At 66.2% G+C, this 14,906-nt stretch carries 11 protein-coding genes; 5 read left to right on the top strand and 6 right to left on the bottom strand.

Annotated features, from left to right (window positions below; all coding sequences use genetic code 11):
• Positions 1 to 27: 27 nt before the first annotated feature.
• Together AB2U09_RS17930 and AB2U09_RS17925 are read right to left on the bottom strand one after the other, a co-directional pair.
• Entirely contained in the window at positions 28 to 792 is a 765-nt protein-coding gene (locus AB2U09_RS17930) for an IclR family transcriptional regulator (RefSeq protein ID WP_459194098.1), read from the bottom strand.
• Between the two features lie 94 nt (positions 793 to 886).
• Entirely contained in the window at positions 887 to 1,750 is an 864-nt protein-coding gene (locus AB2U09_RS17925; RefSeq protein WP_459194097.1) for a fumarylacetoacetate hydrolase family protein, read from the bottom strand.
• Positions 1,751 to 1,908: 158 nt separating this feature from the next.
• Here AB2U09_RS17925 and AB2U09_RS17920 point away from each other — a divergent pair, with 158 nt between their 5' ends.
• The 3 genes from AB2U09_RS17920 to AB2U09_RS17910 all read left to right on the top strand — a co-directional run bounded on the left by AB2U09_RS17920 (position 1,909) and on the right by AB2U09_RS17910 (position 5,489).
• Positions 1,909 to 2,874 (top strand): sugar phosphate isomerase/epimerase family protein, encoded by a 966-nt coding sequence (locus AB2U09_RS17920; RefSeq protein WP_459194096.1) that lies wholly within the window; start codon positions 1,909 to 1,911, stop codon positions 2,872 to 2,874.
• Positions 2,875 to 2,884: 10 nt separating this feature from the next.
• On the top strand, positions 2,885 to 4,039 hold the full coding sequence (locus AB2U09_RS17915) for a Gfo/Idh/MocA family protein (protein ID WP_459194095.1): 1,155 nt from the start codon (positions 2,885 to 2,887) through the stop codon (positions 4,037 to 4,039).
• 1,201 nt (positions 4,040 to 5,240) lie between these two features.
• Positions 5,241 to 5,489: a DUF8074 family membrane protein gene (locus AB2U09_RS17910; protein ID WP_459194094.1), complete on the top strand. Its 249-nt coding sequence runs from the start codon at positions 5,241 to 5,243 to the stop codon at positions 5,487 to 5,489.
• 37 nt (positions 5,490 to 5,526) lie between these two features.
• Here the strand turns inward: AB2U09_RS17910 and AB2U09_RS17905 are convergent, their stop codons facing one another.
• From AB2U09_RS17905 to AB2U09_RS17895, 3 genes are all read right to left on the bottom strand, one after another.
• Positions 5,527 to 6,276 (bottom strand): ThuA domain-containing protein, encoded by a 750-nt coding sequence (locus AB2U09_RS17905; RefSeq protein WP_459194093.1) that lies wholly within the window; start codon positions 6,274 to 6,276, stop codon positions 5,527 to 5,529.
• 119 nt (positions 6,277 to 6,395) lie between these two features.
• Positions 6,396 to 8,540: a cellulase family glycosylhydrolase gene (locus AB2U09_RS17900; protein ID WP_459194092.1), complete on the bottom strand. Its 2,145-nt coding sequence runs from the start codon at positions 8,538 to 8,540 to the stop codon at positions 6,396 to 6,398.
• A gap of 171 nt (positions 8,541 to 8,711) precedes the next feature.
• Positions 8,712 to 11,183 (bottom strand): glycoside hydrolase family 31 protein, encoded by a 2,472-nt coding sequence (locus AB2U09_RS17895; protein WP_459194091.1) that lies wholly within the window; start codon positions 11,181 to 11,183, stop codon positions 8,712 to 8,714.
• Between the two features lie 93 nt (positions 11,184 to 11,276).
• Between AB2U09_RS17895 and AB2U09_RS17890 the strand changes: the two genes are divergently transcribed.
• Positions 11,277 to 12,260 carry an endo-1,4-beta-xylanase gene (locus AB2U09_RS17890; RefSeq protein ID WP_459194090.1) on the top strand — a complete coding sequence of 328 codons (984 nt, stop codon included), beginning with the start codon at positions 11,277 to 11,279 and terminating at the stop codon, positions 12,258 to 12,260.
• A 45-nt stretch (positions 12,261 to 12,305) separates the two neighbouring features.
• Here AB2U09_RS17890 and uxaC read toward each other — a convergent pair whose 3' ends face one another.
• Positions 12,306 to 13,670 (bottom strand): glucuronate isomerase, encoded by a 1,365-nt coding sequence (uxaC, locus tag AB2U09_RS17885; protein ID WP_459194089.1) that lies wholly within the window; start codon positions 13,668 to 13,670, stop codon positions 12,306 to 12,308.
• 126 nt (positions 13,671 to 13,796) lie between these two features.
• Here uxaC and AB2U09_RS17880 point away from each other — a divergent pair, with 126 nt between their 5' ends.
• Entirely contained in the window at positions 13,797 to 14,879 is a 1,083-nt protein-coding gene (locus AB2U09_RS17880) for an LLM class flavin-dependent oxidoreductase (RefSeq protein WP_459194088.1), read from the top strand.
• Positions 14,880 to 14,906: the final 27 nt, after the last annotated feature.

Below are 14,906 nucleotides of genomic sequence, written 5' to 3'. Positions count from 1 at the left end.
GAAGGGTGAGCGGCGTGTGGGGACGGCTCAGGAGTAGGTGACGTTCAGTTCGAGGACGTTCGCGGTTTCGAGGACCCGCTTGGGGAGTTCCTCGCGGAAGCGTTCGTCCTCGAAGCGGTGGGAGGGGCCGGAGACGCTGATCGCGCCGAGCACGCGGTCGTCGTTGCTGAGGACGGGCGCGGCGACGCAGCGAAGCCCGGAGAGGCGTTCCTCGTCGTCGAACGCGACCCCGCGGTCGCGGATCTCTTCCAGCGTCTCGAACAGCTGGTCGCGGTCGGTGACCGTCCGGTCGGTCGTGGCTGGCAGCCCGTGGCGTCCAATGATCTCGTCGACGCGCTCCTCGGAGAGGTGCGCGAGGATGGCCTTGCCCAGCGCCGTACTGTGGAGGCTGACGCGGTTCCCGACGTGCTCTTTCACGCGTACCGCGTTCTCGCCGCGAGTCCGGTAGAGGTAGGTCCCCATGCCGTGCTCCTCGACGAGGAGGTTACAGAGCTCGCCCGTCTCGTTCGCGAGGCGGTCGAGTTCGGGGCGGGCGATCTCGAAGATCTGCGACTGGTTGCGGGCGTACGCGCCGTGTTCGAGAAACCGGAGGCCGATCCGGTACTGGTCGTCTACCTTGACGACGTACGCTTCCTGTTCGAGCGTGCTCAGGTAGTTGTGAACGGTGCTTTTCGGCAGGTCGAGATGCGTCGACAGTTCCGTCACTCCCGCGCCACCCAGCTCCTGGAGGCCGCCGATGATCCGAAACGTGCGTTCGACCGACTTTACCGTGTTCCGCGCGGACTGCGCCATAGCAGGCGAGAGACACCCCGTTGTCTTAACCGTTCTGCTATCCTAAACGGTTGTTCAGACATTTACTCGCGTCCGAGAAAACTTCTCGATCGCCTCAGACGGTCGTAACTGAGTTCGTGAGCGTCCCGATACCCTCGATGTCGATCTCGATGTCGTCGCCCTCACGGAGCGTGAAGTCGCCCTCGGGGACGAGCGCCGTTCCGGTCAACAGAACGGTCAGGTCCGGGACGACGTTGTGTCGGGTGAGATAGGAAGACAGCTCCTCGCAGGTACGGACCATCTCGCTCGTGTTCGTCGTCCCGTCGTAGACGACCTCGCCGTCGCGGTAGATCTGCATCGTCATCTCCAGATCGTGAGGGTCGTCGATCTCCGAGAGCGAGACGACGCAGGGGCCGAGCGAACAGCAGCGGTCGTAGACCTTCGCCTGGGGGAGATAGAGCGGGTTCTCGCCCTCGATCGAGCGGCTGGACATGTCGTTGCCGATGGTGAAGCCGACGATATCGCCCTCGTAGAGGACGATGCCGAGTTCCGGCTCCGGCGTGTCCCAGGTGGAGTCGGCGCGGATGCCGACTTCCCCGCCGGGGCCGACGGTTCGGCTCGGCGTCGCCTTGAAGAAGATTTCCGGGCGCTCGTTCTCGTAGACGTCGATGTAGACGTCGGGCTTGTCGCTCTCCTCCTGGCGGGCTTCCTCGCTGATCTCGTAGGTGACGCCCGAGGCCCACACTTCCGGCGGTTCGACGGGCTGATCGACGTCGTCTTCGTCGAAGTCGATCGCCTCGGCGTCGTCGAGGTACGCCGCGGCGCTCTCGTCGAGTCCGTGCCGGGCCTCGTCCGCCCCGGCGAGCAGTTCCTCGACCGTTTCGGGGCCGTCCGCCGCGCTCGTCAGGTCGTATGCGCTCTCCCCGTCTGCCGCTACTAACCGCTGGTCGCTGCCCCTCGTCACTCGGAAGTATCTCATGTGTTGTACTGTGTTGGACAGGCAGTATTTAAGTGTGCCGGGGACGAGGGGCGAACGGCGGCCGGGGCGGACAGTGCGGTCGCCCGCTCTCGCGGCGCCTGCGGCGAGGGGTACCGGCACCGCAAGAGTTTTTGAACGTTCGGGTGAGGTGAACACACATGGACGTAGGTGTGCTGACCGTGGCACTCGGCGGCGAATCGATCGACGACGCGTTCGCGTACCTGTCCGATCAGGGCGTGGACGCGGTCGAACTGGGCTGTGGCGGGTTCGTCGGCGACGACCACCTCCCCCGCGAGGAGTATCTCGACGACGAGGAGGCCCAGGCCGAACTGCAGGATCTGCTCGACGAACACGATCTGTACGTCTCCGCGCTCGCGACGCACAACAACCCCCTCCACCCCGACGAGGAGCGGGCCGAGCGCGCGGACACGGAACTCCGGGAGGCCATCACGCTGGCCGACCAGCTCGGCGTCGACGCCGTGACGTGTTTCTCGGGCCTGCCCGCGGGCGGCCCGAACGACGAGACGCCCAACTGGATCACCGCGCCGTGGCCCAACGAACACCACGAGGCCCACGAGTACCAGTGGGACGTGGCCGAGGAGTACTGGTCGGACCTCGCCGAGCACGCGGCCGACCACGACGTGAAAGTCGCCATCGAGATGCACCCCAACATGCTGGTCTACGAGCCGACCGGCATGCTCGAACTCCGCGAGCGCACGAACGAGTACATCGGCGCGAACTTCGACCCCTCGCACCTGTTCTGGCAGGGCATCGACATCACCGAGGCCATCCGCTTCCTCGGCGAGGAGGACGCCGTCCACCACTTCCACGCCAAGGACACGAAAGTCTACGAGTCCAACAGCCGCGTCAAGGGCGTCCTCGACACCGAACCGTACACCGAGGAACCCGACCGCTCGTGGCTGTTCCGCTCCATCGGCTACGGCCACGGCGAGGAGTTCTGGAAGGACGTCGTCTCGACGCTGCGGATGATCGACTACGACGGCGCCCTCTCCATCGAGCACGAGGACTCGCTCACGTCGCCGAACGAGGGCCTGGAAAAGGCCATCGACGTGCTCCAGCGCTCCGTCTTCGAGACCACCCCCGGCGACGCCTACTGGGCCTGAGGTGATCGGGATGAGCGAAGAACCCCTCTCGGTCGGCATGCTCGGGTACCGCTTCATGGGCAAGGCGCACGCCAACGCGCTCGCTCGCCTCCCGATGTTCTTCCCCGAGGCCCCCGCGGTCGAACGGGACGTCATCGTCGGGCGCGACGAGGAAGCGCTGGCAGACGCCGCAGATCGGCTCGGCTTCGACCGCTACGCGACCGACTGGGAAGACGTGGTCGACGAGGTCGACGTGTTCTACAACCTCGGCCCCAACAACATCCACGCCGACCCCTCGATCGCCGCGCTGGACGCCGACACGCACGTCTTCTGCGAGAAGCCGCTCGCGCACACGCTGGAGGACGCAGAGCGGATGCGCGACGCCGCGCGGGAGTCCGATGCGACTGCCGGCATCGCCTTCAACTACCGGTTCATCCCGGCTATCCAGTACGCGAAGAATCTCATCGACGCGGGCGAACTCGGCGAGATCCACCACGTCCGCGGCCGGTACCTTCAGGACTGGCTGGCCGACCCCGAGGCGCCGTGGAGCTGGCGCAACTCGGAAGAGGTCGCCGGCTCCGGCGCGCTGGGCGACCTCGGTGCGCACACCATCGACCTGACGCAGTTCCTCGTGGGCGAGCAGGCCGGCGACGTCACGCGCCTGTCGGGCCAGCTTCAGACGTTCGTCGACGAGCGCCCGGTCCCCGGTGGCGAGGACGGTTCGCTGTCGGGCGAGGGCGGCGACTCGACCGAGACCCGCGAGGTGACCGTCGACGACGCCTACACGGCACAGGCCGAGTTCGAGAACGGCGCCGTCGCCACCTACGAGGCCTCGCGGTTCGCCACGGGTCGCAAGAACGACCACACCGTCGAGATCAACGGCTCGAAGGGCAGCCTGAAGTTCTCGCTCGAACGGCTGAACGAACTCGAACTGCTGCTCGACGGCGACCGCGGCTTCCAGACGATCAACGTCACCGGGCCGGACGACCCCTACATCGACCACTGGTGGCCGGAGGGCCACGTCATCGGCTGGGAGCACACGTTCGTCCACGAGAACTACGAGTTCCTCTCCGCCGCAGCGGCGGGCGTGGACCACTCGCCCTCGTTCGAAGACGGGTACCGCGTCCAGGAACTGCTCGCCGCCATCGAGGAGTCCGACGCCTCCGGCGAGTGGGTCGAGGTTTAGCCCAACTCACTCGACATCGGGGAAGCTTCCGGCTCGGTCGCATCCGAGCTGACTCGATTCTCGACGCGCCTCTCGTTTTCCCGCTCTGCCCGGCCGAAGACCGCGGAGAAGCCGATCGACTCGATCGGTATCCGTGCTCAGCGGCCCGTATTCCGCTCGGTACTGGAACCTGAAGCCCCGATCGGTTCGGCCGAACGCACCAGGTCACTTCCTGACCGGTAGTTCAGGAGAGGGACTACCCCGTCCCGGTGATGTGAATCCTATCGTTCTTATACTCACTAGCGTTCTTCTGTAGGTGTTATTGTTCCCTGTATCTCGAAGATCAGTTCGTATATCAGAACGTCCGGATCCGCGAGATACATCTTTAATCGGGCGCCGATTCGGGCGATCGTGTCTGCCTCGCTGGCGTCCAGTGAATCCCGTGGCTCGACGAGATAGCGGTACACTGGCCCGCTCCCGAACGATATCTCCCGTTTCACCGACAACCTTTGTGTGTCAACACTTCGCACAATGTGGCCTGTGCGCGGATAAATTACATGCGTACGGATGTAATTACACCGCCGGGCGTGAATCATAGATTCTCTATCTTAGAACTTTGTTCTCTATTATTTGGGACGTGGCTACAGGCTGGGGACCCGGTAGTTGCGTCGTTACCTCGTACTGGGCACCCCGTCGGAGTCGGCGTCGCTGGTCAGCCGGTGATTGAACTCGTCGAGAAACGGGACACCGATCCTGCGACGACTCCCGGCCGAGTCGGCGAGGGTCCAGTCGGCGTCCTTCGACCGACGGTGCTCGGCCACGATACCCCGTTGGGGTGTGGATATCGTCGTCGTACTGTCCATACCGTGGACGGTGACCGCTCAGAGACCGTCTCCTCGCCGTCGAGGTAGACGGCGGCCTTCCGGCCCGACGTAGTCTGCGTACTCGGTCCGGGCGTCCCACGGACTCGGGAACTAGCCGGTCGGCCTCCCCGCTCGGAAAGTCCTCGTGGTGGCCCAGTTCTCTGTCCTCGTCGTCGCGGCCGGTGGCGAACTCTCACGGGCCGTCCAGCGAGCGCTGTCGTCGTTCTGTCGTCGTCTCGAATGTCCAGTGTCTACGTGATCAGACTGCCCATCCGGGAGTTGAACGGTGTCACGCGACAGCCCCGGACGGGATCGGCAACGAGCGCCAGTTCTATGGCCCCGCGGGCGAAGGTAGGGGCATGGAAATCAACTCTCAGGACGGCGCGGTGCTCGTCTACACCTTCGGGGTGATGGTCAGCGCGCTCTGGCTCTCGACGCCCGGCACGCCGGATCTGAACCCCTTCGTCGTGGCCGTCTTCGGTGTCGTCTCGATCGGCTGGACCGCCTACTTCAAGTGGCGGATCGCACCGCAGTATCAGGACGACGAAGACGAGGACGAGGAAGACGAGGAGGAAGCCGACCTGACCCCGCCGACGGTCGAGCAGTAAGACCGCGAATGCGGGGTGATTCGGGAGTATCGCTCGCTCAGTGGACGGTGCGGTCGTCGCTGGTGTCGATGTCCTCGCGCGGTTCGGCGTTGCCCTGACTGTAAGTCGCCCGCTCGTCGCTGGGCGCGGCCCACTCGACGGCGTTGGCGATGACCCGCTGGACCTCCTCGTTGTGGTAGACCGGATACGTCTCGTGGCCCGGCCGGAAGTAGAAGATTCGGCCGTCGCCGCGGCGGTAGGTACAGCCCGAGCGGAACACCTCGCCGCCCTCGAACCAGGAGTTGAACACGAGCGTCTCCGGCTGGGGAACGTCGAAGCGCTCGCCGTACATCTCGGCCTCCTCCAGTTCGATGCAGTCGTCGATGCCCTCGGCGATGGGGTGGCTCGGCTCGATGACCCACAGGCGCTCGCGTTCGGCGGCTTCGCGCCACTTGAGCGCACAGGTCGTCCCCATCAGCTCGCGGAAGATCTTCGAGAAGTGCGCCGAGTGGAGGACGATCAGGCCCATGCCGTCGAGGACGTGCTCCTTGACGCGCTCGACGACCTCGTCTTCGACCTCGTCGTGGGCGGCGTGGCCCCACCACGTCAGGACGTCCGTCTCGTCGAGGACCTCCTCGGTGAGTCCGTGTTCGGGTTCCTGCAGCGTTGCCGTCTCCGTGTCGAAACCGCGCGATTCCAGCGCGTCGGCGATGGCGCCGTGGATGCCGTCGGGATAGATCTCGGCGACAGTGTCGTTCTCCTGCTCGTGGACGAACTCGTTCCAGACCGTGACGCGAGTGTCAGGCATACGCACGGGTTCGCCGCCCGCCGACATGCGGGTTCGGCAAGCGGCAAAACTGGACGGGTCGCGGTCGGCCGGTCGATCGGGACCGTGCTGGCCCCGAATTGGCCGATCCCCGGCCCGGGTTACTCGGTCAGTTCGACGGCGGCGAACGCCGAGGGGTTCTCCCAGGAGTCGTCCTGTTCGTTGAACCAGGTCAGCTTCTTGTCCCGGTCGCCGCCCGTATCGTCGTCGTTGACGTGGACGTCGAACCCGAGGACGTGACCGGTCTCGATCGACTGGTCGGGGGCGAGGTTGGACCACTGGAACGCGATCTCCAGTTCGTACCCGTCGTCGGTCTCGTTCCAGACCATCTCGGGGTCGAGCTCGTTCGGCAAGACGCCGGCCGAGACGCCGTCACCGCCGCGGGGGGCGACGATCTGGAAGTCGTTCTGGCCGTCGTAGCTCGGGAGGTTCGAGAAGTCGGCGTCGACGTACACCTCGACCGAGTCGTCGTTGTACAGCTCTTCGGAGTCGACGGACTGCTCGTCGTCGACCACGTCGACGTGGAGATACAGCGCGTCGTCGTCCCAGCGAGCGCGCCAGCCGCCGCTGAGATCGGCCTCCTCGGGGTCGCCGATGACGGCGTGCTGGAAGTCGTTTCGCTCGCCGTCCCACGACTCGTCGAGTTCACCGTCGACGGTCGGTTCGGACTCGGCGCGGGGGATCTCCGCGGCGATCTCGACCTCGCCGGAGGCCGTGTAGGACTTGATCCGGCTGATCACCGACTCGTTGCTGAGGCTGTCGACGGCGCTCATGTGGACGTTGTACGTCTCGCCGGGCGTGAAGCCCTGGAGCGTCGTCTCGAAACGCAGGTCCTCGGCGTCGAAGGCGTTCTCGGCGTCGGCCTCGTTCAGCAGCGTGAGCGTGTCGAGTTGCTGTCGCAGTTCGTCGTTGACGAAGACGTTGTAGTGCATGACGCGCGTCTCTTCGTCGACGACCTGGTCCCACGCGAGCGTCACCGTGCCGTCGGAGTTCTCCGTGAGTTCGAGACCCACGGGGATCGGCGGCGCCTCCGTGTCGGCCGGTCCCTCGTACTCGGCGCCGTCGCGAGCGATAGCGCTCGGGACGTTCTCCTCGCGGGTCTCGGCCAGCCACCGCTTGACGAAGTGGCCGTGATACAGCTCCCCGCCGGTGACGTTGTGGTCGTAGTCGAGCATCGTCGGGTGCCAGTGGGAGTCGAGACACCAGGCCGTCCACCCGATGTTCTCCCGGCCGTTCAGCCACTCCTTGAACGGCTCGCCGAAGTTCGACCGCGTCCCCGGCTGCGTGTCGTCGATCGCGTCGAAGCCCCACTCGGTGATCATCACCGGGACCTCGTCGGCCGGCGCGCCGTAGTCTTCCTCGAAGACCCCGGCGCTCTTGCCGTCGCCGGGGTAGATGTGCCCCGCGTAGATGAGGTTCTCACCTTCGAACGGGCTCTCGGCCGCGTACTTCGTGAGCGAGGTCCAGCTCGGCGAGCCGACGATGATCGGCGTCTCCGGCGCGTCCTCGCGGATGCGGTCGACCAGCGGCTGGGCGACCTCCTTCCAGGCGTTCCAGTTCTCCAGCGTGTCGTCGCTGGGCTCCTGTGGCTCGTTCCAGAACTCGTAGAGGACGTGGGGCTCGTCGGCGTACCGGGAGGCGAAGAAGTCCCAGAACTCCCGGACGTCCTCGTGGACTGACTCGTCGTCCCAGTTCTGGATGATGTGGTAGTCGACGATGAGATAGACGCCCTCCTCCTTGCAGTGCTCGACCGTCGGGTCGACGTACTCGGTCGCGTACTCCTCGTAGCCGAGATCCTCGATGGCGTAGTTCGTCAGCGGGAGCCGCAGGACGTTGTTGTACCACGCGTCGGCCGTGTCGGTCGCCATCTCGAGCGTGTCCATGTAGGTCCCACCCCGCTTTTGCTCGTTCTGGTCGCCGAACATCGGCTCGATGAGGTTCGCGCCCCGCGGCGTGAACCGCTCGCCGTCCTCGGTGACGATCCAGCTGCCCTCCGTCCGAAGCCGTGGGAGTTCAGCCGCCCCCGAGTCCGTCTCGGTGTCGGTCTCCGCGTCGGTCTCTGCGTCGGTCTCCTCGGACGGTGTCTCTGTCGCCGTCTCTGCGGAGGTATCCGTCGCTGCGTCGTCCGCATCGGTCTCCGTACCGTGGTCGGTCGTCGTCGATTCACCCTCTCCACCCGGACACCCTGCCAGTCCGACCGTCGCCGCCGTGGCGAGCCCGGACTGCAGGAACCTTCGTCGGTCCATGTCCGGACCTACGTCTGGATGACTGCCAGTTAATCCTTTTTATTCATCATCAATAAACCCTCGGTCAGATGTCGTTTCCGCCACCCAGCGACCGTCAGCAACCGGCAGGTGACGGCCGACCACCGAGTCGACCGGGCGACGATAGTCGACGCCGACCGAGTCGGCCGCCGTTCAGCGGTCGATGTCGGCCGTCGTCGCCGACCCGTCGTAGGAGACGGTCGCGTCGCTCTCGGCGGCTTCGATACCGACGCCGCGGCCCTCGCCGACGACGACCACCTCGAAGTCGCGTTCCGCGACGAGTTCCGGGAACGACCCGTCGCGGTCGTCGATGGTCAGTTCGCTCGCCGTATCGTCCCAGCGGATCGGGGTGAAGGCGTACTCGCCGTCCTCGTAGTCGTAGCCGTCGCCCGCGTCCTCGTAGACGTCGAACTCGCCGTCGCGGCCCGGATAGACGCGCAGTTCCCAGTCCGCATCGGGTTGCTCGCCGGTGTGCTGGACGACCGGCCCCATCGGCACGACGCTCCCGGCTTTCACGAACAGCGGGATCTTCTCCAGGGGCGCGTCGGCGATGATCGTCTGGCCGCCCTCGTAGCGCTCGCCCGTCCAGAAGTCGTACCACTCGGTGTCCTCGGGCAGGTACACCTCGCGGGCCTTCGCCTTCTCCTCCAGCGGTTCGGAGTCGGGGCCGTAGTACATCGGTTCGGTGACCGGACAGACCATGAGCGACGGGCCGAACATGAACTGGTCGCCGACCTCGTGGGCCGCCTCGTCGTCGGGGAACGAAAGCGCGAGGTGGCGGTACATCGTGTAGTCGCGGTGGGTCTCCCAGCCGGCCAGCGAGTAGATGTACGGCATGAGCCGGTAGCGCAGGCGGTCGAACTTGACGAGCGTGTCGTAGGTGCGCTCGCCGGGTTCGCCGAAGCGCCACATCTCGCGGGCGGTGTGGGTGCCGTGCGAGCGGAACAGCGGCAGGAAGGCGCCGTACTGGAACCAGCGGACGTACAGTTCGCGGTAGCCGGCGTCCTCGTTGCCCTCGTCGAAGTCGCCGTCGATGATCCACGAGTAGTCGGCGTTGCCGGCGAAGAACGCGCCGATGTCCAGCGTCCACTTGGGGTTGCCCGCGGCGGTGAACTGCAGGCCGTCGGCGATCTGGTTGCGGTAGCGCTCCCACGTCGCCTCGATGTCGCCGGACCACGTGATCGCGCCGTAGCGCTGCTGGCCCGGGTAGCCAGAGCGTGTGAGGTTGATGACGCGCTTGTCGTCGGTGGCCTCGCGCTGGCCCTCGTACATCCCCTTCGCCTGATGGAGCGAGTAGGTGTTGAGGTATCCCGGGTCGAGGACGTGCTTGAACGCGTCCGTCGTGTGCTGGGCGAGACGGTGGGGCTCGGGCGCCGTCGGCAGCGTCCACGTCGGGTCGTATGGCTCCGTCGAGTCACACCACCACGCGTCGACGCCGTGGTCGAACAGCCCTTCCTTGGTCTGCTTCCAGTAGATGTCTCGCGCTTCCTCGGAGAAGGCGTTGTAGTAGCGCTGTTCGTTCCCCGGCGCCGGCACGTCCTCGTCGTCGAGGATGTGCCCGGCCTCGCTCATCTCGTCGTAGTTCTCGCCGGCGAGCATGTTCGGCCAGATGGAGATCATCAGTCGGACGTTCCGCTCGTGGAGTTCGTCCATCATCGCCGACGGATCGGGGAACCGGTCTGGGGCGAACGACTTCTGGCCCCACTGGCCCCAGTCGCCCTCGGGCCCGTCCCACTCCTCGAAGTTCGGGTGGTGGTCCTCGGTGTCGGGCCAGTACTGCCAGTCCTGGACGATGCAGTCGATCGGGATCTCCCGCTCGCGGTACTCCTCGGCGACCTCGACCAGTTCGTCGGCGGTCTCGTAGCGCTCTTTGGACTGGACGTAGCCGTAGGACCACTTCGGGAGCATCGTCGACTCCCCGGTCAGCTCGCGGAAGCCCGCGATGACCTCGTCCGGTTCGCCCGCGACGAAGAACACGTCGAGGGCGTCGTCGCACTCGGTCCAGACGTACGAGCCGTGCTGGTCGTCGTGGAACGAGGTCAACGAGCCCGTGTTCCAAAACATCCCGTAGCCCTGCGTGGACAGGAACGCGGGCATCGCGACCTTCGTGTTGCCCTGGTAGAGAGTCTGTTCCTCGCCGCGGTAGTTCGCGACGCCCTCGTCGTGCTGGCCGAGGCCGAGGATGGCCTCGTCGTCGGCGAACTCCAGATCCAGCCGCGTCGAGTACGCCTCGCGATCGAGCGAGTCGCGCGGCGTCGCCACCTCGCTGTCGCCGACGGTCAGCTCCTCGGGCGACACGCGGACGACGGACTTGCCGCCCTCCTCGGGTTCGCTCACGAGCCGCCGGCCGCCGGCGTCGCGCCAGGTGATCGCCCCCGTCTCGCGGTCGAGTTCGACCCGCAGCGCCTCCGTGACGAGTTCGAACGCCGCCTCGCGCTCGATCAGGTCCCACTCCCCGCTCGGCTCCTGCTCGACGACCATCGGACTCTCGGGGTCCGGGATCGTCTCGCCGGCCGTGTAGACGAGGCGGACGATCTCCTCGTCGATGACCTGCAGTTTGATGCGATTCCCACCCGCGTCGAACAGCGGGCCGTCAGTCTCCCTTCTCAGGGTCTCGACCTGCATGCGCGGAGACTCCCACGGATCCACCTTTACGTTTCCCTTCGTCTCCGAATAGGCACCCGATACATTTTTCAACGTGGATTCTGCCTAGCAGGTATGGCAGATCAGCGACGACTCCGAGACGTCGCCGCGGATCGGGACTTCGAGATCGGCGCCGCCGTCGCGGCCGAACCGCTTCGGACCGATGCCTCCTACAAGAAGATCCTCCGCAACGAATTCAACTACTTCACCGCCGAGAACGCGCTGAAGATGGGGCTGCTCCGCCCCTCGCGGCACACGTACGACTTCCGCGACGCCGACGCGGTGGTCGACTACGCGGGAGAACATGACCAGACTGCCCGCGCGCACACGCTCGCGTGGCACAACCAGACGCCCGAGTGGTTCCAGGAGTGGGACTACACGGACGGCCAACTCGAGGACTTCCTGCGCGACCACGTCCACACGACCGCGGGCCGCTACCGCAGCAAAGTCGACGCGTGGGACGTGGTCAACGAGGCCGTCGCCGACGACGGGACCATGCGGGACACCCTCTGGTACGACGCGATGGGCGAGGAGCACCTCGATCTGGCCTTCGAGTGGGCGGACGAGGTCGCCCCCGACACGGACCTGTACTACAACGACTACGGCGCCGACGGCGTCAACGAGAAGTCCGACGCCATCTACGATCTGGTCTCTCGGCTGCTCGACCGCGGCGTCCCCATCGACGGCGTCGGCCTCCAGCTGCACGCCCTCCACGAGAAGCCCGCCCCAGAGTCGGTCGCCGAGAATATCCGCCGGTTCAAAGACCTCGGCCTCGACGTACAGATCACCGAGATGGACGTGGCCTACACGCCCGAAGACGACCCCGGGGACAGGGACGCCCGCTGGCAGAAACAGGCCGATTACTACCGGGAGATCACGGAAGTCTGTCTCGACGAGGGCGTCGACACGCTGGTCGTCTGGGGCGTCCGCGACTCCGACTCGTGGGTCCCCGGCTGGTTCGAGTCGCTGACCGGCGACCCGCTGCTGTTCGACGCCGGCAACGACCCAAAACCCGCCTACCACGCGATCAAGGAGACGCTCGCGAACTACGAGGCGTAGCGAGTTCGCGTCGGTGGCCGACAGTCCACCGACGGCACGGCCGGTTCAGAATCCGTAGAGTTCCCGCGGGCGCTCGTAGGCGACGTGTTCGACGAGATTCTCGGCCACGTCGAGGGGCATCTGTCCGCGTTCGACCTTCCGGCCGACGACGTTGGCGAGCGTCCGGCGGAACATCTCGAAGCGCGAGCCGAACGAGAGGAGCTTGCGCGAGTCGCTGACCATTCCGGCGTGGTTGGCCAGCAAGTCGACGCTCCCGGCGTAGTCGAGCTGGTGGTCCATCCCGAACGGGCTGTCGTTGTACCACCACGCCGGGCCGACACTGACGTTGGGGAACGCCCGCGCGATGGTCGTGATCGACGGGTAATGCGTCGGATCGACGACGTAGAGGACTATCTCGCCCTCGCCGTCGAAGCGGTTGACGAGGTGACGCAGTCCCTCTGTCAGGTTCAGGTCGCCGGTCGTGGCGGTGCCTCCCGCTGCCGGACCGATCGTCTCGTAGAGTTCCTGCCGGTAGTGGCGGACGGGCCCCATGTGGAGCTGGGTGACCCAGCCCTTCTCGACGTTCAGTTCGGTCACGAACGCCAGCATGTACGCCTGGAAGTCCTCGATCTCCCGCTCACTCAGTTGCTTGCCCGCCCGGCGCTTGTCGAATATCTCCCGGGCGCGCTCGTCGCTGACGGGCCGCGAGACGGGCTCTCTGATGCCGATGTCGCAGGCCACGCAGCCGCGCTCGGCGAAGCGGTCGTGGGTCGCCTCCAGCGCGGCACGGAAGCCGTCGACGTCGTCGGGGTCGAAGTCGGTCGCGTCGTCGAGGTCCGCGACGAACTCGTCGAAGTCGGCGTTCTGGACGTTGACAGCGCGGTCGCCCCGCCACGTCGGCCGGACGTCGACGCCGTCGACCTCCTCGACCGCGCGTTCGTGGTACGCCAGATTGTCCGTCGGGTCGTCCGTCGTGCCGACGACCTCCACGCCCATCTCGCGCAGGAGTTCCTGCGGGCGCATGTCGTCGCGCTCTAGCTGTTCGCTGGTCTCGGCCCAGATCTCGTCGGCGGTCTCGGTGGAGACCGGCTTTTCGATGCCGAATCGCCGCTTCAGATCGAGGTGAAGCCACTCGTAGACGGGGTTGCCGGCCATCTCGGGGACGACCTCGGCGAAGGCGGTCCACTTCTCTCGGTTGGTCGCGTCCCCGGTGATCAGTTCCTCGTCGACGCCGCGCTTTCGCATCATCGACCAGACGTAGTGGTCGGTCGCGCCCTGCACCTCCCAGATGTCGTCCCAGCCGTCGTTCTCGACGATCTCGACGACGTCGGCGTGAGTGTGCGGGTCGAGGATCGGTCGGTCCGCGATCCCCTCGTAGAGCGTCTCGGCTGCCCCGGTTTCGAGCAGGTACGTCTCGTCGAGGAAACTCATGGCGCGTCGTACCGCCGAGTCACAGATAAAGGTACGCGTCGCGATCCCCCGCCGTGGAACGGGGTTCCAGTAAGACGGCAGACACGAAGAGTCAGCTATTTACACCGATCGGGCGAGGTCGCGAGTATGAGCCAGCGAGACCTGCAGGACCTGCGTTTCGGTTGCCAGGTCGTGACCTACGGCGACGTGCAGGGGACCGTCGAGGACGCCGCCAGGGCCGAGGAGGCGGGGTTCGACGTTATCACTGTCCCGGACCACCTGTTCCATCCGACGGGGTCCGAGGAGTTCCTCGTCGACCCGCCGTGGGAAGCGTTCACTGTCCTCGCTGCGATCGCCCAGCACACAGACGAGGCGATGGTAATGCCCGGCGTCACCGATTCGGTTCGCCGACACCCGACCGAACTCGCGCACGTCGGCGTGACGCTCGACCGGATGACCGACGGCCGGTTCGGCCTCGGCATCGGGGCCGGCGAGGCGTTCAACTTCACACCGATCGAGGATCTCGACTGGTCGGACCCGTTCGGCCGGTTCAGCGAGGCGTTCGAGGTGATCGACGAACTGTGGGACCCGACCGCCGACGACCCGGTCGAGTTCCACGGCGAGTTCTACGAGTTGAACCGCGCGCACATGGGCCTGAAACCCGTGCAGGAGCCCCGGCCGCCGATGTGGGTCGGCGGGTACGGCCCGAGCATGCGCGGGTTCACCGGCGCACACGCTGACGGGTGGTTCCCGTGGATCCACGCGCCCGACCAGTACGAACAGGACCTCCAGCGCGTCCTCGACGTCGCCGACGACCGCGGGCGCGACCCCGACGACATCGACCGGGCCGTGATGATTCCCACGAGCGTCTCCGACGACGGCGACGCCGCCCGCGAGGCCGCCATCGAGCGCAACCGGACGAGCCTCGCCCTGCGCCCGCCGCTGCTGGAGAAGATGGGGTACGAGGACATCGCCGCGGACACGCCGATCATGTTCGAGATGGCTTTCGACGAGGAGCAAGAGGAGCGGCTGCTGGCCGCAGCCGACCGGATCCCCGACGAAGCCGTCGAGGAGGTGACGGTCTCGGGGACGCCCGAGGACGCCATCGCGGACCTCGAACGCTGGGTCGACGCGGGGCTGGACAACGTCGTCCTCATCCCCGTCGGCGACTTCGAGGAGACGATGGCTCACTACGAGGAGACGATCATTCCCTACTGCCGCGGGGAGTGAACCGCCCGAGCATCCCGCGGAAGCTCA

The sequence above is a fragment of the Halosimplex yunnanense genome (assembly GCF_054504345.1).
Note: the sequence above shows the minus strand (reverse complement) of the source record. Positions and strands in the feature narration are given on the sequence as shown.